We start from the raw sequence: 25,890 nt of genomic DNA, 5'->3' as shown, positions 1-25,890 counted from the left end.
AAAAATGGCAACTGTAACCATGACAATAGTTATTTTGTGTCTCTGTTACCAATCCTTTCCGCGCTCTAGCATAGGGTTCTGTTTAATAAACGAGAACGCCGCCATGCTCGATCCCGCTTTTTTTAGCTATGTCACCGTGATGTCCATCACGCCTGGCCCCAGCAACCTGCTGCTGGCGACCTCCGGTGTCAATTTCGGCCTGCGGCGCACGCTGCCTATGATCTCCGGCATACTGCTGGGCTGCCTGCTGCAAACCGCGCTGGCGGTGCTGGCGCTGGAGTGGCTGCTGAGCTGGATGAGTGCCGTCCGGCTGCCGCTGACGCTGGCGGGCTGCGCCTATCTGCTCTGGCTGTCGTGGAAGCTGTGGCGGGCAGGCGCGCCGACCCAGCGGGAAAAAGCGCGGCCGATGACCGTCGCCGGTGCCATCGCCTTTCAGGCGGTCAATCCCAAAGCCTGGCTGATGGCGACCAACGTGGCGCTGCTGTGGAGCGCACAGAGCGGGCTGCTGCCGGTGATGCTCGGCTTCGCGCTGGTCAACCTGCCCTGCGTTTTCATCTGGGCGGCGCTGGGCGATCGGCTGGGCCTGCATCTGCAGACGCCGTGGAAGCGTCGTCTCTTCAACGGCGTCATGGCGCTGTCGCTGGTCGCCACCACGTTATGGATGCTGGCGGGCGCCCTGCGTTAATCGGGCGCGCCAGCACCGGTTTCCGACGGCCATTTCCAGCCGCGCACTTCCGGCACATCTTCGCCATATTCCCGCACGTAGCGATGATGCTCGGCGATGCGCTCCTGCAAATCGTCCAGCAGTTCCGGATGGCGATCCGCCAGGCCTGGCACGCGCAGGATCGCCTCCTGCGCCAGGTGATAGCGGTCCAGCTCGTTTAGCACGGTCATATCGAACGGCGTGGTGGTCGTGCCCTCTTCGTTAAAGCCGCGCACGTGGAAATTATGATGGTTGCTGCGCTGATAGGTGAGACGATGCACCAGCGCCGGATAGCCGTGGAAGGCGAAGATCACCGGCTTGTCGAGCGTAAAGAGCGCGTCAAACGCCTCCTCGCTTTTGCCGTGCGGATGTTGCTCCTGCGTTTGCAGCGCCATCAAATCGACCACGTTCACCACGCGGATCCGCAGGTCGGGCAGATAGCCGCGCAGCAGATCCACCGCCGCCAGCGTCTCCAGCGTCGGCACGTCGCCGGCGCACGCCATCACCACGTCCGGCTCTTCGCCTTCCGGCGTGGTGCCCGCCCAGCGCCATTCGCCCATGCCCGCCTCGCAGTGTGCGATGGCGCTCTCCATATCCAGCCACTGCGCCGACGGCTGCTTGCCCGCCACAATAACGTTGATGCGGTCCCAGGTACGCAGGCAGTGATCGCCGACCCACAGCAGCGTATTGGCGTCCGGCGGCAGGTAGATGCGCACGATATCCGCTTTTTTATTGGCGACGTGATCCATAAAGCCAGGATCCTGATGGCTGTAGCCGTTGTGATCCTGGCGCCAGACGTGCGAAGAGAGCAGATAGTTCAGCGAAGAGACCGGCTTGCGCCAGCCGAGCTTGCGCGTCACCTTCAGCCACTTGGCGTGCTGATTGAACATCGAATCGACAATATGGATAAAGGCTTCGTAACAGTTGAACAGGCCGTGACGGCCAGTCAGCAGATAGCCCTCAAGCCAGCCCTGACACTGGTGTTCGCTGAGGATTTCCATCACGCGGCCATCGCGCGCCAGCTGCTCGTCGTAGGGCTTCACCGGCTCCATCCAGGTGCGGCTGGTGACGTCAAAGACCGGCGTCAGGCGGTTCGAGGCGGTTTCATCAGGGCCGAACAGGCGGAAGTTATGCTGGTTGCGCGCAAAAATCTCCGTCAGGTAGCGGCCAAACTGCTCGGTAGCCTGCGCCAGCTGCGAGCCAGGTTCTTTGACGTCAAAGGCGAATTCGCGGATATCGGGGGTGTTCAACTCGCGGCGCAGCAGACCGCCGTTGGCGTAGGGCGATGCGCCCATGCGTTTATCGCCCTGCGGCGCCAGCGCGCGCAGCTCCGGCTTCAATCGACCCTGTTCGTCGAACAGCTCTTCTGGCTGATAGCTGCGCAGCCACTGCTCCAGAATCTGGCGATGTCCCGCATCCTCGCGGCAGGCGGCGACCGGCACCTGATGGGCGCGCCAGAAATCTTCAACCTTTTTGCCATCAACCTCCTGCGGGCCGGTCCAGCCTTTGGGGCTGCGCATAATAATCATCGGCCAGCGCGGAACGCCTTCCTGCACCCCGCCCGCGCGCGCCGCCTGCTGGTAAGCGGCGATTTGATTAAAGGCGTGCTCCAGCGTATCCGCCATCAGCTGATGCATCTTCTCCGGCTCATGCCCACTGACGAACAGCGGCTCGTAGCCGTAGCCGCGGAACAGCTGCTGCAGATCGTCGTCGCTGGCGCGTCCCAGAATAGTAGGGTTAGCAATTTTGTAGCCGTTAAGGTGCAGAATCGGCAGCACGGCGCCGTCGCGCTGGGGATTGAGGAACTTAATGCCGTGCCAGCTCGACGCCAGCGGGCCGGTCTCCGCCTCGCCGTCGCCAATGACGCAGGGCACGATGAGATCCGGATTATCGAAGGCGGCGCCAAAGGCGTGCGACAGCGAATAGCCGAGTTCGCCGCCTTCGTTAATCGATCCCGGCGTTTCCGGCGCGGCGTGGCTCGGAATACCGCCGGGAAACGAAAACTGCTTAAACAGGCGCTGCATGCCTTCGGCATCCTGGCTGACGTGCGGATAAATTTCGCTGTAGCTGCCCTCCAGCCAGGTGTTGGCCACCATGCCGGGCCCGCCGTGGCCGGGGCCGCAGATATAGATCATATTCAGGTCGCGCTGGCGGATGATGCGGTTGAGATGCGCGTAGATAAAGTTGAGGCCGGGCGTAGTGCCCCAGTGCCCCAGCAGGCGAGGCTTGATATGTTCCGGCTGAAGCGGCTCGCGCAGCAGCGGGTTCGCCATCAGGTAAATCTGCCCGACGGAAAGGTAGTTGGCGGCGCGCCAGTAGCGGTCCAGCAGGCGTAATTCACTGGCAGCGGTCGATTGTGACATCGGGCATTCTCCTGGTTAGCGAAAGGTGGCGGGAAAAAAGCGTTCCATTAACCCTAATAGAGAATGCGCGACTCGACCAGGCGACGGGCTGGCAGGGAGGCCGTATTCACCACGTTGCCATCGGTTGACACCCCTGCTCAGGTATCGCGGCTAAAAACAAAAAAGCCCCGCATCAGCGGGGCTTTTATCAGCAAAACCGTATTACTTGCCGACAACGTGCGCGGTCTCGCGCGCTTCGTCGTTCGCGGCGTTCGGCGTCACCGGCGGCGCGTAGGCGAGTTTCAGCACGCGGCTGGTATCTGCCAGCACTTTCTCCGTCAGCGTCACGTCGCCGTTGAGCTTGCGGCCCCAGGTGGGCACCACCGCGCGAATGCGGTTCTGCCATTCCGTCGACGCCATCTGCTCCGGCCAGGCTTTCGCCATCAGCTCCAGCATAATCGGCGCGGCGGTCGACGCGCCGGGCGAGGCACCGAGCAGGGCGGAAATCGAGCCGTCTGCCGAGGTGACCACTTCGGTACCGAGACGCAGCACGCCGCCCTCTTTGGCCTCTTTCTTAATGATCTGTACGCGCTGGCCAGCGGTCACCAGACGCCAGTCGTCAGGATGCGCCTCCGGCACATAGGTGCGCAGCGCTTCCATGCGGTCGGCGTCGCTCTGCAGCACCTGATCGACCAGATATTTCACCAGATCGAAATTCTTCAGTCCGACGTTCATCATCGGCAGCAGGTTGCCGCCGTTCATCGAACCGAACATATCGAGCAGCGAACCCTGCTTAAGAAACTTGGTGGAGAAGGTGGCAAACGGGCCGAACAGCAGCACTCTTTTGCCGTCCAGCACGCGGGTGTCGATGTGCGGCACCGACATCGGCGGTGCGCCGACAGAGGCTTTGCCGTAGACCTTCGCCATATGCTGGCGCACCACGTCCGGGTTCTCGGTCACGAGGAAAGAGCCGCCGACCGGGAAACCGGCGTAGCCGTTAACTTCTGGAATGCCGCTCTTCTGCAGCAGCGGCAGCGCCGCGCCGCCCGCGCCGATAAAGACGCTTTTCGCCGTTAACACGCGGCTCTCGCCCGTGGCCAGCGAATGCAGCGTCACCTGCCAGCGGCCGTCGCTCAGGCGCTTCAGGTCGCGCACTTCCTGACGAAGGCGCAGGCGGAAGCCGGGATGCTTCTCCAGCGAAGCGATCAGCTGACGCGTCACTTCGCCAAAATTGACGTCTGTGCCCATCTCCGTCCAGGTCGCCGCGACTTTCTGGCGGCGATCGCGTCCTTTCATCACCAGCGGGATCCACTCGGCAATCTGCTGCGGATCTTCGGAGTAGGCCATGCCGCGGAACAGCGTGCTTTTCTGCAGCGCCTGATAGCGCTTACGCAGGAAAGCTACATTCTCTTCGCCCCAGACAAAACTCATGTGCGGCGTGCTGTTGATAAAGCGTTCGGGCGAGTGCAGGCGGCCCTTCTGAACCTGCCAGGCCAGAAACTGACGGGAAACCTGGAAGGATTCATTAATGGCTAACGCCTTGCTGATGTCGATGCTGCCATCCGCCTTTAACGGCGTATAGTTCAGCTCTGCCAGCGCGGCATGGCCGGTCCCGGCGTTATTCCAGCCGTTGGAGGACTCTTCCGCCACGCTCCCGAGACGCTCGACCATTTCAATGGTCCAGTCGGGCTCCAGATCCTGCAGCCAGGCGCCCAGCGTCGCGCTCATGACGCCTGCGCCAATCAGCAGCACATCAACATCTTTACGCTCGGACATCTGCGGTTTTTCCATGCCAACGGCGCTCGTTGCGAGCGTAAGGTTTACAGCTGTTTTGCTCATGAGGCGACATCTCCTCTCTCTGTTGACCTGATGCTCAACAGGTTCGCAGGCGAAATAGTCGCGCTTCTGGGGAGCGCGTTGCGCTATTTCTCAAAGGTTAAGACACAGGTTCGTTTAAGCGGGATGCAGGTTAACTGCACGTTATGCTTTGTCTGTTGAATATAACATTCTCGCCTCTGAATTAAACATTTGTTTATTTTTTAAATGCAGAAATGATTCAGCATAAGAATTAATCATCTCAGGCGGGCGGCCATAAGGGATTTTTTACCGAAAAATTAGCAGGTTAACCGAATATGATGTTGCGTAAATGCACGAAAGTAGTGCATCGCATGGAGGAGGGCAAAAAGTGGCTTACATTATAAGTTTTTGATTTTATTAGGTTAATGAAAAATGGCTTGATAAAGAATTTTTCACGACGAGGGGTATTTCAGCCGATTCTGTAAAAGTAATGTTACATTTTTGTGAGTGCGGCCAGCCCGCGCTCGGCCCATAGCCGCAGCGGCGGGCAGCGCATTACGAGCGAAACCAGCGGCGATAGATAAAACGGATCGCACAGAACTCCACCACGCCCAGCAGCAGAAACCAGACGCAGAAGATGAGGGTGTAAAGCTGGTTGATGTCCTGCAGGTGCAGCCGCTGAGTCAGGCTTCTGGCCATCGTCAGACCAAAATTGGGCGCAGGCAGCAGCAGCGCAGAGAGAAAGCCAAGCAGCAAGATGCCGCCGGGGATAATCAGAGATTCAAAAGGATTTTTCATTAGCAGGTTCCGCATTAATCAGCGCGGCCATTTTCCGGCAATCTCCGCCAGGGTTCAATCCCCGAGGCGGCCACACGCCTGAAGGGCGCATTGCGCCTTGAGAAAAGGCTTAAGTACCATTAACTTAGCGGCAAAACATAGCGAACGATAAAAGTTATAGCCTTTGCTATACTTAAACCCATGATTTTATTGTCTTTTTATCAGGCATGATGCGTGATAGACTGCGCGCACTTTTACCAGACTGAACCGTTATTGCGGAAAAAAGCGGGCGTCTGAACGCTTTTTACCCTGACACTGGCCATTATGACTTTTATCGCAACTCTGATCCTTGCCTTCGGCATGTCGATGGATGCCTTTGCCGCAGCGCTGAGTAAAGGCGCGGCGCTGCATCGTCCCGGATTCAAAGAGGCGCTGCGCACCGGCCTGATTTTTGGCGCCATTGAAGCGCTGACGCCGCTGATCGGCTGGGCTGCCGGTCTTGCCGCCAGCCGCTATGTGATGGCCTGGGATCACTGGGTCGCCTTCTTCCTGCTCTCGTTTCTCGGCGGGCGCATGATGATGGAAGGTTTTCGCCAGACGGCGACGGCAGAGCCGTGTGAAGCGCCGCAGCGTCACGGCTTTATGGTGCTGGCAGCCACGGCGGTTGCCACCAGCCTTGATGCGCTGGCCGTCGGCGTAGGCCTGGCCTTTCTGCAGGTCAATATTATCGCCACCGCGCTGACCATTGGCATGGCAACCACCATCATGGCGACCACCGGCGTGCTGGTGGGACGTTTAGTCGGACCGGTGCTGGGCAAATGGGCAGAAGTGCTCGGCGGTGTGGTGTTGATTTCGATTGGCTGCACTATCCTCATCCAGCATCTCAACCTCTTCTCCTGAAGCCGCTACTCGCCAGTTAATCTGTTTTTTGTGATCTGGTTCAAAATTTATTGCCTGAAAAATGCACGGAAGCTATACTTTCGCTGCATTTCTTCAACAAATTTTGAATCAGGTAATCTATGAAACGCTTAGTGAAATATGTTTTCCGCGCTTACGTCGAAACCTTCAAATATGTCCCGCCAGGCGCGATGTACTGAGTTACCGTTGCACCGACATATCGACAATTGCGGTCTGAAGCGACCGCATATAATCCTCTCGCTTCAGACCACTCTGCGCCTTATCGGCGTAATGCGATCTGCGCTCTACCGACAGATCGGATGAGCGAAACTTCGTACGATTTTCATCTTATCTTTTGCTAATCTGCGCGCAATTTTTCTTATAACAATGAGGCAGTAATGCAGCTTTGCAGTTTTTATCTTCCTGATCAGGCAAGGAAAAGTTTTGGCATCGCCCTTAAAAACGGCGTAGTAGATGTCGGATTGCGCCTGGGCGCGCATTGCCCGGATTTAAAAACCTTTCTCCAGCGCTCTTCCATGGCCGACCTGGCTGCCTTCCGCGACATGCCCGCAGACTACTCTTTCTCCGCGCTGCAGTTCTTGCCGGTAATTGAAAACCCAGGCAAAGTCTTTTGCGTCGGCATGAACTACGCCGATAAACGCAAAGAGTTCTCTGAAACCCTGGACGCACCCACGCTGTTTATTCGCTTCGCCGACTCGCTGGCTGGCCATGAGCGGCCGCTACTGAAGCCAGCGACCACCAGCGAATTCGACTATGAAGGGGAGCTGGCGGTCATCATCGGCAAGCCGGCGCATCAGGTCAAAGCGGCCCAGGCGCTGGAATATGTGGCGGGCTACAGCTGCTTTATGGATGCCACCGTGCGCGACATGCAGTTTACCTGGTTCACTGCCGGGAAAAACTGGCCGCAGACCGGCGGCTTCGGGCCGTGGATGACGACGGCTGAAGTGGTTGGCGATCCGCAGGCGCTGGCGATAAAAACCTTTCTGAACGGACGCGAAGTGCAGAACGACACCACTGGCAGCATGGTGCATAAGGTGGCGAACATTATCGAATATATCTCCGCCTTCAGCCCGCTTTCGCCAGGCGACGTCATCTTTACCGGCTCGCCAGGCGGCGTTGGTAAAAAGCGCACGCCGCCGCTGTTTATGTTCAGCGGCGACGTGGTGGAAGTGGAGATCGAAAAGATTGGCCGCTTGCGCAACGTAATCGCCTAATCCCCACTGGCTGCGGTTGGTCCTAATCGCAGCCTGTTCTTTGATACCCCGCTCCAACTTTCTCCCGCCTCGCCTGCTGGTCACGATTTCGCCGCCTACACTGAAGTGACACAACCATATTCAGGAGCGGGTAATGAGGCGGAAGGAACAACCGACGCGCTGGAAAAGCGGCGCGCTGCTGGCCGGGCTAGGGCTGGGCGCAGCGGCAACCTGGTGGGGCGTTCAGCAGTGGCGGCGGTTAAAACAGACGCCGCCCGTTTCGCCGCGCAGCCATCACGCCGGGCTGGCCGGTTATTTTCAACAGGTTGGCGAGTGGCGCATGTTTACGCGCGTGACGCCCCACGACGCGCCCGGCCTGCCGCTGGTGCTGGTGCACGAGCTGGTGATGTCGGGACGCGCGATGGAGGAGCTGGCGCTGGCGCTCAGCAACAACTATCGCGTGCTGGTGCCTGATCTGCCCGGTTTCGGTGCCAGCGTCCTGCCCGCATCGGCGCCTGCGCTGTCGGTGGAAGAGCAGGCCGATGCGCTCTGGCAGTGGCTGCAGCATAACGAGATGACGCGCGCGATCTGGATCGGCAGCGCCTCCGGCTGTCAGGTGCTCGCCGCGCTGGCCGTCAGGCATCCCGAAGCGGTGGCCGGGCTGGTTTTCCAGGGCCCGACGGTGGATCGCCACGCGCGCAGCCTGCTGCGTCAGGCGCGGCGCGGCTGGCGCAATAGCCGTCTCGAACGCCATCGCCCCTCCACGTCGCTGATGCACGTCGACCTGGCCAAAGCGGGCCTGTGGCGCGCGCTGAAAACCCATCGGCTGCTGCTGCAGGACCGCATTGAGCATCGTCTGCCCTATATCAACGCGCCGACGCTGCTGCTGCGCGGCTCGCGCGATACGGTGTCGCCCGCGCGCTGGGTCGAGGAGCTGGGCGCGCTGATGCCGCGCGGCGAGGTGCTGACGCTGCGCGGCGGCACCCATACGCTGCACTATGTCTATCCGTGGAGCTTTCGCCACGCCATCCGTCCCTTTCTGACGCGCATTCAGCAGGAGAATCAGGATGAGTAAACTGCCTAAAGGCATCGCCCGCTTCGACTCCGCCACCGCCATGCTGATGGCGCTGGCCCACACGCTGCATGATAAGCCGGTCGACGACGCCGAGGCGTCGCCGATGCGCGATCGCCTGCTGCCGTCGCTCGACCGCCTGCCGACCCGGCTGAGAGAGTGGGGCTACGCCGTCGGCGGCATGGCGGAAGGCATCACGGAATCGCAGGCGGGCGATCTCGATCTCGAAGGCATCGCCGAATGGATGGTGAGCGAATATCCGGAGCGCGACTATCCCGCCGCCTTTATCGGCTCGTCGAACGGCGCGCTGACCCATCTGGCCGCGGCGGCGGGCGCGCCCTGGCTGCCGCAAACCTTTCTCTGTCCGGTGCGTGCGCCGCACAGCGATCCCGACGACGCTCAGGCGGGCTTTGAGCAGGGCAAAGCGGTGGCGGCGGCGCTGCTGGCCGCGTGGCCGCGTCTGGCGGTGCATCAGATCCAGGATCCCAACCAGGACCGGCTGACGCTCGACAGACTGCGCTACTTCCACCTGAAGCTGCGCGCGCTGCCGCTCGCCTTCAATGAGTTCCTGATGCGCAGCCTGCCGGGCAAAAGTACGCTGTTTATCAGCCACTGCACCCAGCAGTGGCCGGTAACGCGCACCAGCGATCGCTCTTTTTTCCAGTTCGGCGCGCTGGGCGGCGCAGCGGAGAAGGAGTATCTGCAGGGCAGCGGACGCGTAGCGGAACTGCTGGCGCGTTACGGCAGCGATCGCGATCGGTGGCAGGCGCCCGCGCCTACCGATCGCGTGCCGGAAGCGGAGTGGGGGCTGGACGAATACCTGAAGTCGCCGCTGAAAAAGCTGGCAGCGGATCAGGGCTGGCAGCTGATGGAAATACGCTATCAGGATCCCGAGGCGCTGAGCTTCGTGGTGGCGGAGATCTACCGCGACTGGTATCTGGCGGCGGGCATCAACGCCACGCGCCTGACGGTGGGCAGCTATCTGCTGATGGATCCCTGGTGCGCCATGCGTCAGCACGCCATTCCGTTCTGGCTGATGTCGGGCGCCGAGCCTTCCGCCGCCTCACTGGCGCGCTTCCTTGACCGGCAGCCGCGCTATCGCGATATCGATATGCTGCTCTATTCAACCGGGACGGAGAGCATCGGACTGGCGCCGCTCGAGCGCTGGCAGGCATTGCTCGATCGCGCGATAAATGAGGGGGCCTTCGTCGGCGTTGATACTGAGCGCTATCCGCATGATTTGGCCGCTTTCGCGCACTTTGATGCGGTGCTGCGGGCGCGGGCGCCGCTTTTCGCGCCGCCGCCGCCGCTGAGCATAGAGAAGGTTATTTCCGGTATTGAGCGCTACGGCGCGCGCCACGGCGTGACGCTGCATAAGCTGAGCTAGCCGGGCGGGCGCCCGGCTGCTTTACCGCTATACGCCGTCGGTGATCGGCTTACGCACCAGCACCAGATAGGCGAGGGCGCCCACCACGGCGATACCGGCGCAGATCATCAGCGCGAGGCTGAACGACTTCGTGGTATCCAGCACCCAGCCGGTGATGACCGGCGCGAACGAGGCGAAGACAAAGCTGGCGAAGTTCTGGATGCTGCCGACCGACGCGGTCATGCGCGCCGTCACGTTGGCGTGAATTAGCCCCCAGCAGGAGGTGCCCGCGAAGTGGATGCAGAAGAGCGCCATACCAATCAGCGTAACGGCGCTGGTGGTATCGGTGGCGCGCGTCACGAAGGCGGTAAAGGCCGCCGACAGCAGCATGCCGGAGATAATGCACACTTTGCGGGTTTTCACCGCGTCGAAGCCGCGGCGCACCAGCGCATCCACCACGTAGCCGTTGAGCAGCATGCCCGCTGCGCCGAACAGGAACGGAATTGCCGCCAGCAGGCCGGTGCTCTTCAGATCCAGATGGTAGGTCGACTGCAGGTAGCCCGGCAGCCAGGCAATATAAAGCCAGGCGGTATAGTTGATGCCGCTAAAGCCGATCATCATGCCCCACATGGTGCGCTGCTTAAACAAGCCACGCCATTCGGCGAAGCTCAGCGGCTCTTTACGCGACGCCACGCTGCCCGCCTGCAAATAGTGGATCTCTTCCGCGCTGAGCTTGTTGTTGTCGCGGTCGCGATAAATCAGATACCAGCCAATCGCCAGAAACATGCCGAGTACGCCGATGATAATAAACATGCCGCGCCAGCCGAACGCCAGCATCATCGCGGCCAGCACCGGCGGCGCGACCGACAGGCCGATCATTGAGGCGGCGTTAAAGAAGCCCATCGGCATGCCGCGATCTTTGATGTTGAACCAGTCGTTGATCACCTTCACGCCGCACGGGTTCATCGGCGCTTCGCCGATGCCGAGGCCGATGCGCACCAGAATAAACTGGGTGAAGTTATGCACCAGCCCGGCGGCCGCCTGAAACAGCGACCAGACGAACATGCCGAGACCCAGCATAATGCGCGGCCCTTTACGGTCCAGCAGCGCGCCGCAGGGCAGCTGCGCCAGCCCATACGCCAGCGAAAAGGCGGAGAGCAGCATGCCGATCTCGGTGGCGTTCAGCCCCAGCTCCTCGCGAATGGTCATGTTGGCGACCGAGAGCGAGCTGCGGTCGAGATAGTTAATGATGGCTGCGAACAGCAGCAGCAGCATGGCGGTGATCTGAATCTTGCGAATGCGCGGCGAGCGCACGATATCGCTGCGCGCCGGCACATACTCCTGCTCTGGCGGCGTTCCGGCGGCCGGATTTTTCGCGTCGCGGGTTGAGGTATTTTCCATGGCATACTCCCGTAGCGGGGTCGTTATCGTTATCAGACAGCTAAGGACATAGCGGCAGGCGGCCGCTATGAGTTGCTGTCGAGACTAGAAGTAATGCAGCCGTAATGTTGCGAAGATGTTTCTGATTCGTGCGGGAGCTAATGCTTTGCGGTTTTTAATCGGTTTTTAATTGTACTGCTGGATCGAGCGTGCCATCGACGAGCGGGAGGTGGCCAGATGGTTATGCAGCGCCAGCAGCGCATCGACGTCCTGACGGCCGATAAGCGCGGAGAGCAGCGCCATATGCTCCTCCAGCGCCACGATATTACGCTGCTTGAGATCGCGCTCGTCCCACTGGTAATGGGAATGAAAAATAACGGAAATAATCTCCAGCGAGTGGTTGAAAAAGGGGTTATTGGCGGCGGAGAGGATCAGCGAGTGCAGCTCTTTATCCAGCGCGGCGAACTGGCGGTAGTCGCTGGCGATGGTATCGCGCAGGGCGCGGTGGCGATCCAGCAGGTCGCGCGCCTGAATCCAGCGCTCATCCTGCGGCGGCAGGTTGAGAAAGCGCGTCAGCGCATGCGTTTCCAGCATTTCGCGCAGCTCGAACAGCTTGTCGGCGTAGTCCAGGGTGAACTTCTTCATGCGCCAGCGACCGCGCCTGACCGGCTCCAGCAGATCGTAACGCATAAAGCGCAGCAGAAACTCGCGCACCACCACCGGACTGACCTTCACCCGCTGCGCCAGCTGTAGCTCGCTGAAAGCGTCGCCGGGCGCGAGCTGGCGCTGGTTGATCATCTCGAAAAACGCCTGCTCGAACTGGCTCGCCTGCTGCTCAATCGGCGAGGTCAGCTCGCTGAAACCATCCTCTTCCTGCGGCTGCCGCACGATCACATAGGTTCCGGCCACTTTTTCCAGCACGCCGCGCTGTGCCAGATAGTGCAGCGTATGGCGCACCGTCGTGCGGCTGATATTGAACATCTCCGCCAGCGCGGCCTGAGCAGGCAGCGGCGAACGGATATGGCGCTGGGCGATCCCCTCCAGCATCTGGTTAATCACGTTCTGGCGCAGATTCAGGTTGCGGCTCACGAGCGATCTCCGGTTTTTTATTTATTAAAAACCATTCAAATCCCAAAAAAAACGTCGTGCCTCACAGATCGCGCGGGCAAAACAGTCGGTGTGTGATCAATTCGTCATAACTGCGGCAGAACAACAGGAGAATTCCCATGACGACAATGAAAAGCCTGGTCATCGCTGAACCAAAGAACATGATCTGGGCCACGCGCGAGCGGCCTGCCCCGGCCGCCGGTGAGGCGCTGATTAAAATCATCGCCGCCGGCATTTGCGGCACCGATATCCACGCCTGGGCGGGCAATCAGCCGTTCTTCAGCTATCCGCGCGTGCTGGGACATGAGCTGTGCGGCGAAGTGGTCGCGCTGGGCGAAGGCGCGACGGGCGTTGAGCCGGGCCAGCGCGTGGCGCTGATCCCCTATCTCTCCTGTCTGCGCTGCGATGCCTGCCAGAGCGGCAAAACCAACTGCTGCGAACAGATTTCCGTGATCGGCGTGCATCAGGATGGCGGCTTTTGCGACTACCTCGCGGTGCCGGCTGGCAACCTGCTGCCGGTAGAAGAGGTGGCGCCGGAGGCCGCCGCGCTGATTGAGCCGTTCGCCATCAGCGCGCACGCGGTGCGCCGGGCAAGCGTCGGCGCGGACGACGATGTGCTGGTGGTGGGGGCGGGGCCGATAGGCCTGGGCGTGGCGGCGATCGCCGCGGCAGCGGGCGCGAACGTCGTGGTGGCGGACACCAGCGCGTTTCGCCGCGCGCACGTCGCCAGAGAGCTGGGCCTGGCGGCGCTTGATCCGGCGCACGACGACTTTTACGACGCGCTGCGCGCGCAGTTCAACGGCAGGCTGGCGCTAAAAGTGCTCGACGCCACCGGCAGTCCGGCGGCGATGAATAACGCGGTCAACCTGATGCGGCACGGCGGCACCGTGGTCTATGTGGGCCTGCATAAGGGCGATCTAGTGATCCCGGACAGCGAGTTCCACAAGAAAGAGACCACGCTAATGGGCAGCCGCAACGCGACGCGCGAAGACTTCGATCGCGTGCGCGATTTGATGGCGAGCGGCCAGCTGCGCGCCGCGATGATGCTCAACGCGCACTTCGCTTTCTCGACGCTGGCGGAAAGCTTCGCGCCGCAGGTGATCAACAACCGCGAGCTGATAAAGGGCGTTATTCACTTCGATCGCTAAGGGTGCGGAAGAAGTGGTCGCGCACCCGCGCGGCGTCCACGTCCAGCGCCACGCGATGGGCTGGGAGCTGGCGAAACGGATCCTCTCGCGACGCCAGCGCGCTCAGCTTACGCACCGTCTGCCCGCGCGCGATACCCTCGGCGATCGCGCGCAGCGGGCTTTCGCTTAGCTGAAACGCCTCGGGCTGGCAGAGCCAGGCGATCGCCAGCGTGTCGTGCAGCGCCATGCCGTCGAACCCCTCTTTTTGCAGGCTATAGGTAAGATAGGGCCGCACGATGGCGCTCAGCACCGGCTGGTTAAGCTGCTCAATTTCCTCAGCGCTGATCAACACCTTGTGCGTTACGTCGAGGGGCAGCATCACGATGTTAAGCGCCGAGCTGAGCACCTGATCGGCGGCGTGCGGATCTTTCCAGATATTGAACTCGGCGAAAGGCGTCACGTTGCCGCTGTGGCCGTCGGTGCCGAACGCGCCGCCCATGATCGCCAGCTCTTTCACCAGCGGAATAATGTCCGGCGCCTGATTGATGGCGCTGGCGATATTGGTCAGCGGGCCAATCGCCACCAGCGTAATGTCGTGCGGCCGGGCGCGCACGCTGTCGATAATAAACTGCACCGCGCCCGGCGCCGCGTCGCTACAGGCGTTGGCAAAGGCATCGCCTAAGCCATCTTCGCCGTGCAGCGTTGCCGATTCGCTGGGCGGCAGCGCCAGCGGGCGCGAACAGCCGCGGTAGACTGGCGCGTCGATCTGCATCTTTTCGCAAAACAGCCGGGCGTTTTTCACCGCCTGTCCCACCGCCACGTTGCCGAACACCGTGGTGATGCCCAGCAGCCGCTGCGTGCGCGCCGCGTAGGCCAGCGCAAAGGCGTCATCTACGCCGATATCGGTATCGAAAATCAAGGTGCGCATCACTTCTCCCGTAGCGTATTGCCTGAAAAAGCAACAAAAATGTTGCTCATGGTTTTTTATCAGTCTAAATTTGGTTCATCAACCGCGGAGGCAGTGATGAAAATTCAGACGATCAGTGATATTAAGCGAAATGCGGCGTCGCTCGACATTTCCGAACCTATCCTGGTGACGCAAAACGGCAACCCGGCCTATGTTATTGAGTCATGGGCCGATAGACAGCAGCGCGACGACACTCTGGCACTACTTCGTCTGCTGGCGCTTTCCGAAGAGGATAAACAAAAAGAGCGCGGCATGACGCGCGATGAGCTTCTCTCGAATCTGTGAGGTAAATAATGTCCCGGCAGGATGCTGAACTGACCTTTATTTATCTCCCCACCGTGCGTCTCAGTATCGAAGAGATCGCCGCTTTTCAGCGCAGATTAGGCAATGAACCCACAGCCCTCATTCGGCGCGCGCTGGATGAGTTCGAGCAGCGCGTGGCAATCTTTCCTGAAGGCTGTCCGATCTGTAGCGAGCTGCTGGCGTTGGGCATTAGCCGCTATCGCGAATGCTATACCAGCGGCGGCTATCGCATCCTCTATTCGCTGACGCTGCCGGATGTTTTCGTGCATGTGCTGCTCTCGCCGCGGCAAAGCCTCCAGAATCTGCTCTTCCGCCGTCTGCTGCACGTCTGACCCGCTTGTCTCTCCCTGTGCCTCATCGTATTATCAACGCCTTAAGGTGATGGCGTTCCACCTTTCCCAACCGCCAGCTGGCGCTCCCAGCGGCTGATGACGCCTGACATCAACCCGAATCCTCTCGCAGGCGTTGCTGGTGTGTCAGGCTACTGCTCTCTCCGCCACCTCCCTGCGCGATCGCTGACTACAGGAGTTAATCATGTTGAAGTCGCTGTTCGCCGTGATGCTGGGCGGCGCTGCAGGCTGTACGCTGCGCTGGCTTATCTCGCTGCGCTTTAACGCGCTCTTTCCCAGCCTGCCGCCGGGCACGCTGCTGGTGAACCTGGCAGGTGGCTTTATTATCGGCGCCGCACTGGCCTGGTTTGTTAAAAATCCCCAGCTCGACCCCGCCTGGAAGCTGCTGATCGTCACCGGCCTGTGTGGCGGTCTGACGACCTTCTCAACCTTTTCGGCAGAAATTCTCATGTTGCTACAATCAGGTAAGTATTTGTGGGCGATGACCAGCGTGCTGACGCACGTCGCTGGATCGCTGCTGATGACCTTTGCCGGCTTCGCGCTGGTAAATTTTCTCGGCTAAGGGCAAATACCGGCCGCAGAAACATTCCGCCGCGGTTGCAACCGATTATTCCGGACAATTAAGGAGGACGTTCATGACTCAACCTGCATTCCTTAACCTGGTGCTGTTAAGCGGTAACACCGAAGAGAAACTTCAGGCGGCGCGCGACGCTGGCTTCGATCAGGTCGAAATCTGGCGTGAAGATGTCGAAGCCTCCCGGCAGGGCGCAGCGCAGCTGGCGCAGCAGGGGCCGGGCTTCACCAACCTGCAGGTGCTGCGCGACTTTACCGGCTCGCCCGGCGAGCTGCGTTGGCAAAAACGGGAGGAGCTGCGCCAGTTTATCGAGATGGCGCAGGCGCTGGGCTGTGACACCCTTCAGGCTCCTGCCACCACGCGCGAAGACTGCATTGCCGGGCAAATTGATGAAGATCTACGCTGGCTGGCTTCCGAGGCCGCGCGCTTCGATATGCGCATCATGTATGAGCCGATGGCGTGGTGCAGCGTCGATAATACGCTGCCGAAAGCCTGGGAGCGGCTGCAGCGTCTCGATCAGCCCAATATCGGTCTGGTGGTCGATCTCTTTCATATCTGCGCGCTGGGCGGCAACGCCTCGCATCTCGACGGGATCCCCGCCGAGCGAATTTATGAAGTGCAGCTGTGCGATATGGCGCTTCAGCCTTCGCCGCAGGATAAAGAGGCGATCATGAGGCTGGCGAAACATCAGCGCCAGCTGCCCGGCGCGGGCATTATCGATATTGACAGCTTTGTCGATAAGCTGAAAAGCGCGAACTATCAGGGACCAGTTGGTATCGAGGTGTTTAATGACGATTTGAAGCGCCTGCCGCCGCATGAGGCGGCGCGACAGGCGTATGCCGCGCTACGGCGCTTCTGGCCTTAATCCTGAAGGCACTGGGCGATAAACGCGGCGGCCCGCATCGCGCCCTGCGCGGAAACGGTATGCTCCGTCCTGGGCTCAAGCTGAAGCTCAAGAGGTACGCCAGCGGCTTTGAGGCGCTGCGCGGCTGACTCGCTCTCGCGCCACGGGATGACCGCGTCGGCATGGCCGTGGATCAGCAGTGCAGGGGTCTGAACCGCAGGCGACAGCTGCTCGTCAAACGCCAGCCGGCCGGAAAAAGCCACCACGCCCGCCAGCGGAAAGCGTCCTGACGCCAGCGCGTCGAGCGCCATGATCGATCCCTGCGAAAAGCCGACCAGCACGACGTTGTCCCACTGGTCGCTCAGCCCGTGGCGCGCGAGAATCGCCTTCAGCGTCGCATCGAAGCTGTCGCGCGCGGCGCGCACCCGCGCCGGACGGTTCTCCGGCGTCACGCCGTCGAGGCTAAACCACTCAAAGCCTGCGCCATGAGGAAAAGGGAAGGGGGCATCGGGCGCGGCGAAGATGACATCTGGCAACAGCGGCGCCCAGTGGCGACCCAGCGCCGCTAAATCCTCGCCGTTGCTGCCAACGCCATGCAGAAAAATCACTAACGCTTTCGCCATCCGTTTCTCCTTAAAAACCATACTCGCTCATATCCGGGCCTGCCGGCACGATCCCGTTGGGATTGAGTGCCTTAATGGAATAGTAGCCCTGTTTGATGTGCTCGATATTTACCGTCTCGCGCACGCCGGAAATCGACAGCATGCTCTTCAGATAGCGGTTGAGCAACGGATAGTCGCGCACCCGACGCTGATTGCACTTGAAGAGGCCGTAATAGGCGACGTCGAAGCGGATAAGCGTCACGAAAAGGCGAATATCCGTCTCGGTAACGCGTTCGCCGAACAGAAAGGTGCGGCCATCGGCCAGCCGCGTTTCCAGCTCGTTCAACTGCTCGAAAACGTCGCTGTAGGCGTGCTGATAGCTGAGCTGGGTGGTGGCAAAACCGGCGCGGTAGACGCCGTTGTTCAGGCGCGGGTAGATCGCCGCGTTCAGCGTTTCGATTTCATCACGCAGCGCATCGGGAAAGAGATCGATACGGTTATCGGCGAGATCGCCGAAACCGCTGTTAAGCATGCGCACAATATCCGCCGACTCGTTGTTGACGATGGTTTGCGTCTTTTTGTCCCACAGCACCGGCACGGTGGCGCGTCCGGTAAAATCGGCATCGGCGCGGGTATAGAGCTCGTGCAGATAGCGCGCGCCGTTAAGGGTGTCGCGATCCGCGCCGGGGAAGTCGCCGAAGCGCCAGCCCTGTTCGCCAAGCTGCGGCTCAACCACCGATACGCTGATAACCGACTCCAGCCCTTTCAGCTTGCGGGCGATCAGCGCGCGCGACGCCCAGGGGCAGATCAGCGCCACATAGAGGTGATAGCGATCCGGCTCGGCGGCAAAGGCGGTGCTGCCGTCGCTGCTGATCCAGTGGCGAAAACTCGACGTCTGGCGCACAAAACCGCCCTGTTTATCCGTGGCCTGAACCGGATGCCACTCCGCACTCCATTTACCACTGACTAACATTGCGCTGCTCCTCATGCTGATATAAGCAGCAGCTTATTACGCTTCCTGACGGCTGATAATCGGGTCAAAACGACAATCATTCTTTCCATTCTGGAAGGGATCGGCCGGGCGGGAAACGCGCAAAGTGATCCGCCAGAAAATCGACCAGCAGCCGCGTGCGCTGTGGCAGATGGCGCGCGGCGGGATAGAGCGCGAACAGCCCGAGCGGCGGCACGTCGTAGCGCGTCAGCACCGGCACGATATCGCCGCGCTGCAGCGCGGGAGCCGCGATAAAGTCGGGCAGCCGGGCGATCCCCAGTCCGGCGAGCGCCGCCTGCAGGCAGGCTTCAGTATTGGCCAGGCGCAGACGGCCGCGCACCGGCACGGTCACCGTCTCGCCCGTTTCGCTGACGAACGGCCAGTTCCAGGGGTCGCGGAAGTTGGTGTCGGTAATGCACTGATGATCGCCGATGGCGCGCCAGTGCTGCGGCGCGCCGTACTGCTGCAGATAGCGCGGCGAAGCACCGAGCCGCACCGCTATTTCCCCCAGGCGGCGCGCAATCAGGCTGCTGTCGCTCAGGTTGCCGATGCGTACGGCGATATCGAAGCCTTCGTCCACGATGCTGACCAGGCGATCGGAAAAGCTGACATCGAGTTCGATCAGCGGATAGCGTCTGGCGAAGGCGGCCAGCACGCGCGAGAGTATCACGCTGCCGAAGGTCACGGGCGCGCTGATTTTCAGCCGGCCGCTCGGGGTCCCGGCGCTTTCGCGTACGCTGACGTCGAGGGCGTCAAAGGCATCAAGCAGCGTTTTAACCTGTTCGTAGTAAGTACGGCCGACGTCGGTAGGCGACAGCGCGCGCGTGCTGCGCTTCACCAGCTGCACGCCGAGCTGCCGCTCCAGCTTCGACACCAGCTTTGAGGCCTGGCCGCTGCTGACGCCGAGCCGCGCCGCGGCGGCGGCAAAGCTGCCCAGCTCCAGTACCGCGACGAACATGCGGTCGCAATCAAGCCGATCCATAGGGCGTTCCTGCAGATGAAAACGCCAATGTACAGGCTTTTAGCCGTCGGTTGAACGCGTGATGCACTTCCCTTCGGCAACGCTGCTTTCAGGCTGGTGCGCGGGTGGCAGACGCTGGATGTCGCCCGGCCAGACGTGCCCTTCGTCGCTTCACATTAGGTGCCGTCGCCCTTTCGCTGTGCGGCAAAACCTGCTTGACTTGTTTTTCGCCCGTTTTGGCCTGGAGTTCTGCATGTCTCTGCTTCACCTTGCTTCGCTGGCGGATGTCGACGCCGCTGAATGGGACGCGCTGCTGCCCGACGATCAGCCCTTTTTACGCCACGCCTTTCTGCTGACGCTGGAGGAGAGCGGCAGCGTGCGCGCCGAAAGCGGCTGGCAGCCGGATCATCTGCTGTGGCGGGAAGCGGGCGCGCTGCGCGCTGCGCTGCCCGGCTACCGCAAGCGCAACTCATGGGGCGAATATGTCTTCGATCACGCCTGGGCGGACGCCTGCCAGCGCGCGGGCATTCGCTACTATCCAAAATGGCTGGGCGCCATTCCCTTCAGCCCGGTGACCGGCGCGCGCCTGCTGGGCGACGCGCAGGCTGCCGCGCAGCTGCTCGCCGCGCTGCCCGAGACGCTGCATCAGCAGGGGCTGAGCAGCGCCCATATCAACTTTACCGACGCGTCCGGCGACGCGCTGCTGCGCCAGCAGCCGGAATGGCTGATGCGGCTTGGCTGCCAGTATCACTGGCACAACCGCGGCTACCGCGATTTTCAGGACTTTCTCGACACGCTGATGTCGCGCAAGCGCAAACAGCTGCGCAAAGAGCGCGAGCTGGTGGCGCAGAGCGGCTTTGAATTTTACTGGTATCGCGGCGACGAGCTGCGCGAGGATCAGTGGGATTTCGTCTATACCTGCTACGCCAACACCTATGCGGTGCGCGGCCAGCGGCCCTACCTGACGCGCAGCTTTTTTAGCCTGCTGGCGGCGAGCATGCCGCACAGCATTCGCGTGGCGATCGCGCATCTGCAGCAGCAGCCGGCGGCGATGGCGTTCTGTCTGGTGGATGGCGAGACGCTGTATGGCCGCTACTGGGGCTGCCTGGCGGAGTTCGATCGCCTGCATTTCGAAACCTGCTTCTATCAGGGCATGGACTACGCCATCGCCACGGGCCTGAAGCGTTTCGACGCCGGTGCGCAGGGAGAACATAAGCTGGTGCGCGGCTTTGAGCCGCAGCTCACCACCTCCTGGCACTATCTGACGCATCCCGGCCTGCGCGATGCGGTGGCGGATTTTCTGCAGGAAGAGCGAGAAGGCGTGCGCGCCTGGGCCGATGAAGCGCGCGACGCCTTGCCGTATCGACGCGGCGATTAGTGGTCGCCGACGAACCCGCTGGTCTGGTGGCGCCACAGTCGGGCATAGAGGCCGTTGTGCGCCAGCAGCTCGCTGTGGTTGCCCATCTCGACGATATGACCATTATCCAGCACGATCAGGCGATCCATTTTGGCAATGGTCGACAAACGGTGCGCAATGGCGATCACTGTTTTGCCCTCCATCAGCGTCCCCAGGCTCTCCTGAATCGCCGCTTCCACCTCGGAGTCGAGCGCCGAAGTCGCCTCATCCATGATAAGGATCGGCGCATCCTTCAGCAGCACGCGGGCGATGGCGATGCGCTGGCGCTGGCCGCCGGAGAGCTTCACGCCGCGTTCGCCGACGTGGGCGTCCAGCCCGGTGCGCCCTTCGGCGTCGGAAAGGTGCGGAATAAACTCGTCGGCGCGCGCGCGGCGAATCGCCGCCTGCAGCTCTTCTTCGGTGGCGTCAGGACGCCCGTAGAGCAGGTTCTCGCGAATGGAGCGGTGCAGCAGCGAGGTATCCTGGGTGATCATGCCGATCTGGCCGCGCAGGCTCGCCTGCGTCACCTCGGCGATATTTTGATCGTCGATAGTGATGCGGCCGCCGTTCAGGTCGTAGAGGCGCAGCAGCAGATTCACCAGCGTTGACTTGCCTGCGCCGGAAGGGCCGATCAGGGCGATTTTCTCGCCGGGTTTGATATGGAGGTTAAGACGGTTAATCACCTGATGACCGCCGCCGTAGTCAAAGCGGATATCCTCATAGCGGATCTGGCCGCGCGTCACCTTCAGCGCTTTCGCCTGCGGCGCGTCCTGCACGCTGAGCGGCTGGGCGATGGTGTTGATGCCGTCCTGCACCGTGCCAATATTCTCGAAAATGCCGTTCACCACCCACATAATCCAGCCTGACATATTGACCAGGCGCACCACCAGGCCGGTCGCCAGCGCGATGGCGCCGACGCTGATCAGCGACTGGCTCCACAGCCAGAGCGCGAGGCCGGAGGTTGAGACGATCAGCAGGCCGTTAAGCGAGGAGAGCGTCACGTCCATGCTGGTGACCATGCGGCTCAATCGCTGGTTTTTTTCGGTCTGCTCCTGCAGCGCGTCGCGCGCGTAGCGCTTTTCCAGATCGTGGTGCGCAAACAGCTTGATCGTCGAGATATTGGTGTAACCGTCGACGATGGTGCCCATCAGCTTCGATCGCGCCTGCGACGCCACCACGGAGCGCGCCTTCACGCGCGGCACGAAGAAGCGCAGCGAGGCGACATAGGCGACGATCCAGATGACCAGCGGGATCATCAGCCGCCAGTCCGCCTCGGCAAACAGCACCAGCGAGGTAATCGCGTAGATCAGCACGTGCCAGATGGCGTCGACCAGCTGCACCGCAGAGTCGCGCAGCGCGTTGCCAGTCTGGGTGATGCGCTGGGCGATGCGCCCGGCGAAGTCGCTGTGAAAGAAGTTCAGGCTCTGGCGCAGCACGTAGTTATGCTGCTGCCACTGGATCATGCTGGTCATGCCGGGATTAATGCTCTGATGCACCAGCATATCGTGCAGCGCGATAAAGACCGGGCGCAGGATCAGCGCGACAAACGCCATCCACAGCAGAACAGGCCAGTGCTCGGCGAACAGCGTGGCGGGCGTCGCGCCGTTGACCAGGTCGATAATACGGCTGAGGTAGCTGAACAGCGCCACCTCGATCAGCGCCGATCCCAGCCCCACCACCAGCAGCGCCGCGAAGCTTGGCCATACCTGACGCAGATAGTAAAAATAGAAGGCGCCGATGCGGCCTGGCGGCGAATCGGATGGAGCATCCTGGAAAATATTGATAAAACGTTCGAAACGGCGATACAACATAACGTCTCTCTTTACGTCTGGGGAGAGTAAACAGCCTAGTGCAACTTAAAAGGGATTACCGATATGGAGTTGACCATTCGCGGTCGCGAGCCCAGCGATGCCGCTGGGTATCAGCGTCTTTACAGCCAGCCTGAGGTCTATCGCTGGACCACACAGCTGCCGTTTCCCAGCGTGGCGACATGGCAGAAAAAATTCGAACGTATGGATAGCGAAGGCTATATCGGTTTTGTCGCGGAGCTGGAGGGGCAGATGGTCGGCGAACTGACGCTGTTCATTGAAAACCGGCCGCGCACCCGGCACGGGCTGAGCTTCGGCATCGGCGTCGATCCCGCTTTCAGCGGACGCGGCATTGGCGAACGTTTAATCCGCGCTGGCCTGGATTACGCCTTCAACTGGCTGGGCGCGACGCGCGTAGAGCTGGAGGTCTTTCACGACAACGCGCGCGCACGGCGGCTCTATCAGCGCCTCGGCTTCGAGCAGGAAGGCGTACGCCGTAAGGCCTGCCTGCGCGACGGCGACTATCACGATATTATTTTGATGGCGATGCTGCGCGACAGTTATTCACAGTAGCGGCGCGATGCTGGCGACGGGGAAGAAGAACTTCAGTTTCCCGTCCTCGGTTTTGAGCGGAATGAAGCGCATCGCCTCCCGATAAAAACCAGCGGCCTGATCATCTTTGGCTTCTACCATCACGGCGTAAATACCGACGGCATCAGCCGCAGCGTAAGCAACGCGTAGCGCATCCAGCACCAGCTGGGTGCCAAATCCTTTTCCAGCGATGCGTTGATCGACGGCCAAACGGCCAATAATAATGCAGGCAGTCTCATGGTAGGGGGCGGCCTGTTTTTGAAAGGCGCGCGTCATAGCGGCTCGGGCGTAACTGCCTCCAGACAGCGTGTAATAGCCCATCACTTCAGGCACGGGATCGTCGGTAACCAGCAGATAAGCTTTAAGAACATTTTGCCGGTGCTGCGCTGCCAGGTGTTTTTGCAAAAATTCGTTTAATGCCCGACGGCCACAGTTAAAATTCTCGACGTTGAGAGGCATCTGCGGCGAAAAGCGGATAATTTTTAGTTTTACCGTTTCCATTCCCAGGTAGAGTCCTTTCTGCTGATAGCCGCCGCACGACATAGACGTTCAGCGGGTTCCGGCGGGTTTTCTAACGCGTCCATTACGGCAATAAAGGATTCTTCCGTCAGGCGGATGCGCTTGTGTTCGTCGATCACGCTCTCGGCCCGCGCGCGCGCGGAATCGGCGATAAACTGCGAAACGCTGACGCGGCTCAGCTGCGCGGCCACCTCAATCTCTTTTTTATCGTCCGCACTTATCCGTAATTCCATACGCTCTGATTTAGCTGAAGCGCCCATCTGACTTCTCCCGTCCCACAACGCTGAGAACCGATTACTGAACAAATCCGCCCTGCCGGATCGCTTTTTTGTACGGTTCAATACCGTACAATGCGTAATTTTAGAACAGTTATTCATCACTAACAATGCTCCGGTGATAAGGGGGATCGGTGCAGGATGAATGCGCTTCTTGTTTGCTGCGCCAAATCCTGCATTGCAGGTGATAAACATGCTCTCTGGTGGCCGAGAAACTGACAAGACGCTAAAGGTGATTTTGCGGTCACGCACGCAGGCCGCTGCGTTTCATAGCGCAGCGCGCCATGATTTCCTGGAGCTGGCGCACATTCCCTATGTGCCAGCCGACGTTTTTGCCGCTTATGTGCGGCGCCGCAAGCTGCGTTGTGAAGGCTGCCAAAATCAGTGCCAGATAGCGCGCATGATTTCACCACTCGCCCAATGACCAATCCTTCGCCTGCTACCTATATTTCCTCCACAGGGCGTTCAACGCGGTATTCCTGATCATTTTTTCCGGGGCGGTACGCCTCCTTTTTAAGGAATTCACCTGATGACAACAGCGCACTCTGCCGCGCGGCCCACCCGCGTGCGTATCTGGATCCTCTGCCTGATCCTGTTTCTTTCTGTGGTGGCCTATGCTGACCGTTCGATCCTGTCGATCTCCGGATCGGCGATAAAAGATGAGTTTGGACTCTCGGCGATCCAGCTCGGCCTGATCCTCTCCGCATTTAGCTGGGCCTATGTGATCGGCCAGATCCCCGGCGGCCTGCTGCTCGATCGCTTCGGCGCGAAAAAAATCTACGGCATCACGCTGGCGCTCTGGTCACTTTCCACCATTGCGATGGGCTTTGTCGGCGAGCTGGCAGGCGGCATGACCGCCGCGCTGGTACTGATGTTTACGCTGCGTTTTGCGCTGGGGCTGATAGAGGCGCCCGCCTTTCCGGCGAACGCGCGCGTGGTAATTATGTGGTTCCCCGGTGCGGAACGGGGTCGCGCCTCCGCGCTGTTCAGTACGGCGCAGTACTTTGCCGTGGCTATTTTCTCCCCGCTTTCCGGCTGGCTGGTGTCGCGCTTTGGCTGGGAGTGGCCCTTCTTCGTGCTGGGCGGCATCGGCGTGCTGGCGGTGTTCGTCTGGGCAGCCTATATGCGCGAGCCGCGCAAACATCCCGGCGTCTCAGAAAGCGAACTGAACTATATCGTCGAGGGCGGGGCGCTGGTGGATATTGATGCGCCCCACACTTTAAAGGCGCGGCCCGCGCTGAATAAAAAGATGTTCAAAACTCTGCTCTCCAGCCGCATGCTCTGGTGCGCCTATCTCGGTCAGTACTGCACCATCGCGTTAAGCTATTTCTTTATTACCTGGTTTCCAATCTACCTGGTGCAGGCGCGCGGCATGAATATTATGGACGCCGGATTCGCCACCATCGCGCCCGCGCTGTTCGGTTTTCTCGGCGGCATCAGCGGCGGCTATATCTCCGATATGCTGATTAAACGCGGCTGGAGCCTCTCCTGGGCGCGCAAAACGCCGTTTATCATCGGCATGCTGATGGCGGCGTCGCTGGTGATGGCGGCGGTGATCCCGAGCAACCTCGGTATTATCGCCATTATGTCTTTCGCCTTCTTCGGTAAAGGCGTAGCAGCGGGCGCCGGCACCTGGACGGTGATTAGCGATACCGCGCCGAAAGAGGCGGTCGGCCTGGCTGGCGGCATATTCAACGGCGTCAGCAATATTGCCGGCTTCGTCACGCCGCTGCTGTTCGGCGTGATTGTCGGGCTGACCGGCAGCTACAGCATCGGGCTGGGATTTGTTGGCGCGCACTGCGTGGTCGCCGCGCTGCTGTTCCTGTTCGTGATGGGGCCAATCGTGCGCGTCGGTGAAACTCAGACGCCAGAAGCGGCGCGCGAGGCGCAAAAAGCGACGCACGGCATCAAGGCAATCTAAGGTTTC

The 25,890-nt window shown here is 60.7% G+C and carries 27 protein-coding genes and 1 riboswitch; of the genes, 15 read left to right on the top strand and 12 right to left on the bottom strand.

All coding sequences use genetic code 11. From position 1 onward, the window contains the following. Nucleotides 1-103: 103 nt before the first annotated feature. Nucleotides 104-685: a LysE family translocator gene (locus Q9R34_RS09630; RefSeq protein ID WP_485893285.1), complete on the top strand. Its 582-nt coding sequence runs from the start codon at nucleotides 104-106 to the stop codon at nucleotides 683-685. Here Q9R34_RS09630 and Q9R34_RS09625 read toward each other — a convergent pair. From Q9R34_RS09625 to Q9R34_RS09615, 3 genes are all read right to left on the bottom strand, one after another. Continuing rightward, nucleotides 682-3,066 (bottom strand): phosphoketolase family protein, encoded by a 2,385-nt coding sequence (locus Q9R34_RS09625; RefSeq protein WP_485893283.1) that lies wholly within the window; start codon nucleotides 3,064-3,066, stop codon nucleotides 682-684. The genes Q9R34_RS09630 and Q9R34_RS09625 overlap by 4 nt on opposite strands. Nucleotides 3,067-3,267: 201 nt before the next feature. After that, complete coding sequence (gene mqo, locus Q9R34_RS09620) at nucleotides 3,268-4,884, bottom strand: malate dehydrogenase (quinone) (RefSeq protein ID WP_485893282.1); 1,617 nt, start codon at nucleotides 4,882-4,884, stop codon at nucleotides 3,268-3,270. Between the two features lie 513 nt (nucleotides 4,885-5,397). Then, nucleotides 5,398-5,640 carry a DUF1158 domain-containing protein gene (locus Q9R34_RS09615; protein ID WP_434124707.1) on the bottom strand — a complete coding sequence of 81 codons (243 nt, stop codon included), beginning with the start codon at nucleotides 5,638-5,640 and terminating at the stop codon, nucleotides 5,398-5,400. 303 nt (nucleotides 5,641-5,943) lie between these two features. Here Q9R34_RS09615 and mntP point away from each other — a divergent pair, with 303 nt between their 5' ends. From mntP to Q9R34_RS09590, 5 genes are all read left to right on the top strand, one after another. Continuing rightward, the gene (gene mntP, locus Q9R34_RS09610) at nucleotides 5,944-6,519 is read left to right on the top strand and encodes a manganese efflux pump MntP (protein ID WP_048783280.1); all 576 of its coding nucleotides are present in this window, start codon (nucleotides 5,944-5,946) and stop codon (nucleotides 6,517-6,519) included. A 119-nt stretch (nucleotides 6,520-6,638) separates the two neighbouring features. Further along, nucleotides 6,639-6,716: a stress response protein AzuC gene (gene azuC / locus Q9R34_RS09605; protein ID WP_120457375.1), complete on the top strand. Its 78-nt coding sequence runs from the start codon at nucleotides 6,639-6,641 to the stop codon at nucleotides 6,714-6,716. A 198-nt stretch (nucleotides 6,717-6,914) separates the two neighbouring features. After that, a complete protein-coding gene (locus Q9R34_RS09600) occupies nucleotides 6,915-7,751 on the top strand; it encodes a fumarylacetoacetate hydrolase family protein (protein ID WP_485893279.1) in 837 nt (278 codons plus the stop codon). A 133-nt stretch (nucleotides 7,752-7,884) separates the two neighbouring features. Next, nucleotides 7,885-8,805 (top strand): alpha/beta fold hydrolase, encoded by a 921-nt coding sequence (locus Q9R34_RS09595; RefSeq protein ID WP_485893277.1) that lies wholly within the window; start codon nucleotides 7,885-7,887, stop codon nucleotides 8,803-8,805. Further along, complete coding sequence (locus Q9R34_RS09590) at nucleotides 8,798-10,189, top strand: hypothetical protein (protein ID WP_485893276.1); 1,392 nt, start codon at nucleotides 8,798-8,800, stop codon at nucleotides 10,187-10,189. Before Q9R34_RS09595 ends, Q9R34_RS09590 begins: the two co-directional genes overlap by 8 nt. Nucleotides 10,190-10,216: 27 nt before the next feature. Here Q9R34_RS09590 and Q9R34_RS09585 read toward each other — a convergent pair whose 3' ends face one another. Further along, entirely contained in the window at nucleotides 10,217-11,569 is a 1,353-nt protein-coding gene (locus Q9R34_RS09585) for an MFS transporter (protein ID WP_485893274.1), read from the bottom strand. 165 nt (nucleotides 11,570-11,734) lie between these two features. Then, the gene (locus tag Q9R34_RS09580) at nucleotides 11,735-12,637 is read right to left on the bottom strand and encodes a GntR family transcriptional regulator (RefSeq protein WP_434124727.1); all 903 of its coding nucleotides are present in this window, start codon (nucleotides 12,635-12,637) and stop codon (nucleotides 11,735-11,737) included. Between the two features lie 137 nt (nucleotides 12,638-12,774). Between Q9R34_RS09580 and Q9R34_RS09575 the strand changes: the two genes are divergently transcribed. After that, nucleotides 12,775-13,803, top strand: a complete 1,029-nt coding sequence (locus tag Q9R34_RS09575) for a zinc-binding alcohol dehydrogenase family protein (protein ID WP_485893271.1) — start codon at nucleotides 12,775-12,777, stop codon at nucleotides 13,801-13,803. On the opposite strand, the gene Q9R34_RS09570 is transcribed toward Q9R34_RS09575, so the two are convergent. Then, nucleotides 13,784-14,710, bottom strand: a complete 927-nt coding sequence (locus Q9R34_RS09570; protein WP_485893269.1) for a nucleoside hydrolase — start codon at nucleotides 14,708-14,710, stop codon at nucleotides 13,784-13,786. The genes Q9R34_RS09575 and Q9R34_RS09570 overlap by 20 nt on opposite strands. A 96-nt stretch (nucleotides 14,711-14,806) precedes the next feature. Here Q9R34_RS09570 and Q9R34_RS09565 point away from each other — a divergent pair, with 96 nt between their 5' ends. From Q9R34_RS09565 to Q9R34_RS09550, 4 genes are all read left to right on the top strand, one after another. Beyond that, nucleotides 14,807-15,034: a type II toxin-antitoxin system Phd/YefM family antitoxin gene (locus tag Q9R34_RS09565; RefSeq protein WP_485893319.1), complete on the top strand. Its 228-nt coding sequence runs from the start codon at nucleotides 14,807-14,809 to the stop codon at nucleotides 15,032-15,034. Nucleotides 15,035-15,042: 8 nt separating this feature from the next. Further along, a complete protein-coding gene (locus Q9R34_RS09560) occupies nucleotides 15,043-15,384 on the top strand; it encodes a type II toxin-antitoxin system RelE/ParE family toxin (protein ID WP_485893267.1) in 342 nt (113 codons plus the stop codon). Nucleotides 15,385-15,420: 36 nt separating this feature from the next. Next, a riboswitch (Fluoride riboswitch) is annotated at nucleotides 15,421-15,497 on the top strand. 89 nt (nucleotides 15,498-15,586) lie between these two features. Beyond that, nucleotides 15,587-15,964, top strand: a complete 378-nt coding sequence (gene crcB, locus Q9R34_RS09555) for a fluoride efflux transporter CrcB (RefSeq protein WP_033753408.1) — start codon at nucleotides 15,587-15,589, stop codon at nucleotides 15,962-15,964. Nucleotides 15,965-16,037: 73 nt separating this feature from the next. Then, the gene (locus Q9R34_RS09550; protein ID WP_485893265.1) at nucleotides 16,038-16,841 is read left to right on the top strand and encodes a sugar phosphate isomerase/epimerase family protein; all 804 of its coding nucleotides are present in this window, start codon (nucleotides 16,038-16,040) and stop codon (nucleotides 16,839-16,841) included. Here the strand turns inward: Q9R34_RS09550 and Q9R34_RS09545 are convergent. The 3 genes from Q9R34_RS09545 to Q9R34_RS09535 form a co-directional block, all read right to left on the bottom strand. Next, nucleotides 16,838-17,443: an alpha/beta hydrolase gene (locus Q9R34_RS09545; protein ID WP_485893263.1), complete on the bottom strand. Its 606-nt coding sequence runs from the start codon at nucleotides 17,441-17,443 to the stop codon at nucleotides 16,838-16,840. The genes Q9R34_RS09550 and Q9R34_RS09545 overlap by 4 nt on opposite strands. Before the next feature lie 10 nt (nucleotides 17,444-17,453). Then, on the bottom strand, nucleotides 17,454-18,395 hold the full coding sequence (locus Q9R34_RS09540) for a glutathione S-transferase family protein (RefSeq protein WP_485893261.1): 942 nt from the start codon (nucleotides 18,393-18,395) through the stop codon (nucleotides 17,454-17,456). 76 nt (nucleotides 18,396-18,471) lie between these two features. After that, nucleotides 18,472-19,395: a LysR family transcriptional regulator gene (locus Q9R34_RS09535; protein ID WP_485893259.1), complete on the bottom strand. Its 924-nt coding sequence runs from the start codon at nucleotides 19,393-19,395 to the stop codon at nucleotides 18,472-18,474. A gap of 232 nt (nucleotides 19,396-19,627) precedes the next feature. Here Q9R34_RS09535 and Q9R34_RS09530 point away from each other — a divergent pair, with 232 nt between their 5' ends. After that, entirely contained in the window at nucleotides 19,628-20,752 is a 1,125-nt protein-coding gene (locus Q9R34_RS09530; protein WP_485893257.1) for a GNAT family N-acetyltransferase, read from the top strand. Here the strand turns inward: Q9R34_RS09530 and Q9R34_RS09525 are convergent. Beyond that, the gene (locus Q9R34_RS09525; protein ID WP_485893255.1) at nucleotides 20,749-22,581 is read right to left on the bottom strand and encodes an ABC transporter ATP-binding protein; all 1,833 of its coding nucleotides are present in this window, start codon (nucleotides 22,579-22,581) and stop codon (nucleotides 20,749-20,751) included. The two genes, Q9R34_RS09530 and Q9R34_RS09525, sit on opposite strands and share 4 nt — an antisense overlap. A gap of 63 nt (nucleotides 22,582-22,644) precedes the next feature. On the opposite strand from Q9R34_RS09525, the gene Q9R34_RS09520 reads away from it, so the two are divergent. Further along, nucleotides 22,645-23,151, top strand: a complete 507-nt coding sequence (locus Q9R34_RS09520; protein WP_434124737.1) for a GNAT family N-acetyltransferase — start codon at nucleotides 22,645-22,647, stop codon at nucleotides 23,149-23,151. Here Q9R34_RS09520 and Q9R34_RS09515 read toward each other — a convergent pair. Both Q9R34_RS09515 and Q9R34_RS09510 read right to left on the bottom strand, forming a co-directional pair. Then, nucleotides 23,143-23,670 carry a GNAT family N-acetyltransferase gene (locus tag Q9R34_RS09515; protein WP_485893253.1) on the bottom strand — a complete coding sequence of 176 codons (528 nt, stop codon included), beginning with the start codon at nucleotides 23,668-23,670 and terminating at the stop codon, nucleotides 23,143-23,145. The two genes, Q9R34_RS09520 and Q9R34_RS09515, sit on opposite strands and share 9 nt — an antisense overlap. After that, a complete protein-coding gene (locus tag Q9R34_RS09510) occupies nucleotides 23,658-24,158 on the bottom strand; it encodes a type II toxin-antitoxin system TacA family antitoxin (RefSeq protein ID WP_485893251.1) in 501 nt (166 codons plus the stop codon). Before Q9R34_RS09510 ends, Q9R34_RS09515 begins: the two co-directional genes overlap by 13 nt. On the opposite strand from Q9R34_RS09510, the gene Q9R34_RS09505 reads away from it, so the two are divergent. Next, nucleotides 24,157-24,387, top strand: a complete 231-nt coding sequence (locus Q9R34_RS09505; RefSeq protein ID WP_434124740.1) for a hypothetical protein — start codon at nucleotides 24,157-24,159, stop codon at nucleotides 24,385-24,387. The two genes, Q9R34_RS09510 and Q9R34_RS09505, sit on opposite strands and share 2 nt — an antisense overlap. A gap of 105 nt (nucleotides 24,388-24,492) precedes the next feature. After that, a complete protein-coding gene (locus Q9R34_RS09500; protein ID WP_434124741.1) occupies nucleotides 24,493-25,884 on the top strand; it encodes an MFS transporter in 1,392 nt (463 codons plus the stop codon). The last annotated feature ends 6 nt before the right edge of the window (nucleotides 25,885-25,890 follow it).

Source organism: Enterobacter sp. BRE11, assembly GCF_031844285.1.
Lineage (GTDB): Bacteria > Pseudomonadota > Gammaproteobacteria > Enterobacterales > Enterobacteriaceae > Pantoea.
Note: the sequence above shows the minus strand (reverse complement) of the source record. Positions and strands in the feature narration are given on the sequence as shown.